This is a genomic window from Pseudoalteromonas prydzensis, assembly GCF_011050055.1.
In the GTDB taxonomy this organism is placed as follows: domain Bacteria; phylum Pseudomonadota; class Gammaproteobacteria; order Enterobacterales; family Alteromonadaceae; genus Pseudoalteromonas; species Pseudoalteromonas prydzensis_A.
This window is the reverse complement of sequence record NZ_DRGM01000091.1, coordinates 1-3711: the sequence shown is the minus strand read 5'-3', so window position 1 is coordinate 3711 and position 3711 is coordinate 1. Positions and strand designations below refer to the sequence as shown.

The following is a 3711-nucleotide window of genomic DNA, read 5'->3' as shown; positions in this document are numbered from 1 at the left end:
TACTTGGCAGTCAGATTCAGCCACTTATTAGTGCCTCGACCCATGTAATTTGCGACCCGCTACGTTATCGTAAATTGCTATTAAGCAGACGCGAACTTGACCGTTTATTCGGTGCTACAGAGCGCGATGGCTATTCTTTAATAGCTACAGCGATGTACTGGAAAAACTGCTGGGTAAAACTTGAGTTTCATCTAGCAAAGGGTAAAAAGCTACACGACAAACGCGAAGACGGTAAAGATAAAGACTGGTCGCGTGAAAAAGAACGCTTAATGAAGCATAAAGCATAAATAAAAACGCCTAATTTATTAGGCGTTTTTAATTTCACCTATATAAAAACTCAAATAATACCAGCTCAATTAAGTAATCTACTTTGAAATAAGAAAATCGTATCGATAACAAGACAAAACTTGTTATACCAATCTGCTTATATATGGGCTCTATTTAACGTTAAGAAAATTACGCTAGAACTAGGCAAAAATTTTTATATCTAGTTGTTCTAAATAAAAAATTTTTAACGACGTTATAGTGCAATTTAATTCGTTAAATTGATCAAAGATTTATGCAGGCTGGTATTACTTAGCCATTCTCAGCAATTGCTCCAGCATTACCCTACCTCCTGTATCTACACAGTCGTAAATCAGAAAGTTTCAATGCCTTTAGCATCAGCTTCCCCTCTCAAATTAAAAGCAGATAAAACAAAATTTTTAATTTATAGAAATAAATTATTACAAATTATTTTAATCATTAGCAACTCCACACATGGCTTCATCTAGCTATATAACAATTATTAAGTCTATGTCCTATTCACGCTTAGTTTCACCTAAAAAAAAGTGTAAATAAGGTTATAAAACCCACAAAAAAGCATTGAAACTAATACTTAAATCACAAATTAAGCTAATTGCTAACACTTAAGTTACATGATATTAATACCCGCGCTTGTTAAGCAAATAATTTTATAATATATCAACAAGGACTTAAGGATGAAGCAATCAACTGCATTTACACCAAGCATTATTGTGGGCGCAACACTCGCATTATCAGCAGGTTTTACAACAACGGCTTACGCAGCTGAAGAAGCTAAAAAAGTAGAGCGAATTCAGGTTACTGGTTCTCGTATTAAGCGAACTGATATTGAAGGGCCTTCTCCGGTACAATCAATCGGTAGAGCTGAAATCGAAAACATGGGTTACGATAACTTGCAGCAGCTTCTAGAAAGAATGCCTGTAGCAGGTAGCGGTACTTTCTCTACTCGTGGTAACAACCAAGATTCAACCGCTAACGGTTCAGCTGCAGTAAGCTTACGTGGCTTAGGAGCCGATGCAACACTCGTACTGATCAATGGCCGCCGTGTATCAATTAGTGCCTTTGCTGAAGGTATCACCAACTCATTTGTAGATATAAACAGTATCCCTGTTTCTGCTATTGAGCGCATAGATATACTCAAAGATGGCGCTTCAGCAATCTACGGCTCAGATGCAGTAGCGGGTGTAGTTAACGTTATTTTAAAGAAAGATATTGATGGTGTTGAGATTAACCTAGGCTATGGCGGTACTGATGGTCCAAGTTATGAAGAAACAACAGCAAGCCTAGTTTGGGGTACTACAAGCGAAAAAAGTAGTGCATCTGTTATTATCGATTACTTTAAAAACACATCTCTTTCTTCTGATGAAATGGGCAGCCTTGGCACTGCAAACCAAGCACCTTATGGTGGTGAAGATTTCCGTTCATCTCGTGGTTTCCCGGGCTACTTTTACGTAGATGGCGTTAAAACAATCGACCCTGCCTGTCCTGCTGAAAATGCAACTTCAAGTGGTAGCTGCTTATTTGATTACGGTCCATATGGATATGTTGCCCCAGCATCTGAGCGTGTAGGCGCTATTTCACAATTTGAATACCGCTTTGATAACGGCATTACTGGCTTTTTAGAAATGGCTGTTCAGCATAATAGCTCTGTCGCTGCTGGTGCACCAACACCACTTGATGAAGATGCAGGCCTTACTGTACCCGCTAGTCATCCAAACAATCCATTTGGTGAAGATATTCAAATTGGTCGCTACCGTACAGTAGATGCTGGTGCTCGCCAATGGGACATTGAGTCAGATACCTTACGCTTTGTTGCAGGGTTGAAGGGCGAAATAAACGATTGGAGCTGGGAGACTGCGGTACAAAAAGGTCGCAGTAAATCACTACAAACTGGCGATCGTACACAAGGCTGGGTACGCACCGATTTCTTACAACAAGAAATTGATGCCGGTAACTATAATCCATTCGGTGGCACATATAACGACCCTGCTGTAATTGACAGAATCACAACCAGCTTAGTACGTCGCGGTGAGTCTCATATGACCTCTTTTGACGCTAACATTACAGGTGAAGCGTTTAGTTTTGGTGGCGAAGCTGTAATGATGGCCGCCGGTATTGAGTACCGTGAAGAAGATGTAAATGATATCCCTGATGATCAATTTCAACGTGGCTTAATATTTGGTACTGAATCAGTATCAGCTTCTGCTGATCGTGAACAATACGCTGCATATGTTGAATTCTCAATCCCGCTTGCTGAAAACCTCGAACTACAATTAGCAGGTCGTTACGATGATTATAGCGACTTTGGTACAACAACAAATCCAAAAATAGCTTTGCGCTGGGCACCAACTGACGAAGTAACTGTTCGTGGCTCTTGGGCGCAAGGCTTTAGAGCGCCTTCGCTAGCGCAAATAGGCTTAGGTCCGTCGCAAAAAAGCCAATTTTTTGTTGATACGCAGCGCTGTGAACAAACGGGATTAGATTGCCAAGCACTTGATTACAACATTGAGTTCTCTGGTAACCCTGATTTACAAGCAGAAGAGTCAGAATCATGGAACGTGGGCGTTATCTGGGCACCTACAGCTGAGTTTGGTTTAAGTGTTGATGTATGGAGTATTACTCAAGATAACAAAATCGATGAAGAAGAATTTGGTCCTATTTATGCAGCAGAATGCGGTAACCAAAATAGTACTGTATGTGTTCGTTTAGCCCCTACAGGCGGTGCAAGCTTAGGCACAATACAAAAAATACACAGCACATTTAAAAATTTATCATCGCAGGAAGTATCTGGTGTTGATGTTTCAGCAAACTATAACCACTCTCTTGATGACTTAGGTTTACTTAAATTCAATCTAGAGTGGGCATATCAAGATAAGTTTGAAAAAGATGGTCGTGATTACACCGGTGAATATGGCTACCCAGAGCATCGCTTTATTTTCTCAACCAACTGGGAAATTGGTGAGTTTAACACCAATGTAAATATCAGTTATGTAGGTGAATTTGAAGATACGCCTGATATCGACTTTGATGGCAATTTAGACTTTGATAGCAATACTTCACGTATGATTGACTCGCAAACGCTTGTTGATTTACAAACGTCGTACCGTATTACTGAGTCAGCTAAAATATCTTTAGGTGTTAATAACTTATTTGATGAAGAGCCACCATTTGCAATTGGTGATGGCGATGGCGATTTATACGGTTATGCATCAGCTGTGCATAACCCTCGTGGCCGCTACTTGTACACTAAAGTAAGCTTTTCTTTCTAAATAAAAGACACAAAAAAACCGCCAATTGGCGGTTTTTTTATTTAAAACTAAGGGCTAGATTATAGCTCGCCTTCGTTTTCAGATAAGAACTTAGCAACGCCTTCAGGGCTTGCGTCCATACCTTTTTTACCTTCAGTCC

Annotated in this window: 2 protein-coding genes and 1 pseudogene; 2 read left to right on the top strand and 1 reads right to left on the bottom strand. The window is 40.0% G+C overall.

The features are described 5' to 3' along the window. Together ENH88_RS08495 and ENH88_RS08490 are read left to right on the top strand one after the other, a co-directional pair. The coding region (locus ENH88_RS08495) for an SsrA-binding protein (RefSeq protein ID WP_304181622.1) at window positions 1–287 on the top strand (287 nt) is incomplete at its 5' end. Between the two features lie 693 nt (window positions 288–980). Further along, window positions 981–3572 carry a TonB-dependent receptor gene (locus tag ENH88_RS08490; protein WP_170071851.1) on the top strand — a complete coding sequence of 864 codons (2592 nt, stop codon included), beginning with the start codon at window positions 981–983 and terminating at the stop codon, window positions 3570–3572. Window positions 3573–3631: 59 nt separating this feature from the next. Here ENH88_RS08490 and ENH88_RS08485 read toward each other — a convergent pair. Continuing rightward, a pseudogene (locus tag ENH88_RS08485) lies at window positions 3632–3711 on the bottom strand (peroxiredoxin); the annotation flags it as partial.

Bases quoted from the DNA above. Each gene is read 5' to 3' on its own strand.
- ENH88_RS08490 (WP_170071851.1), top strand. From the start codon at position 981: ATGAAGCAATCAACTGCATTTACACCAAGCATTATTGTGGGCGCAACA.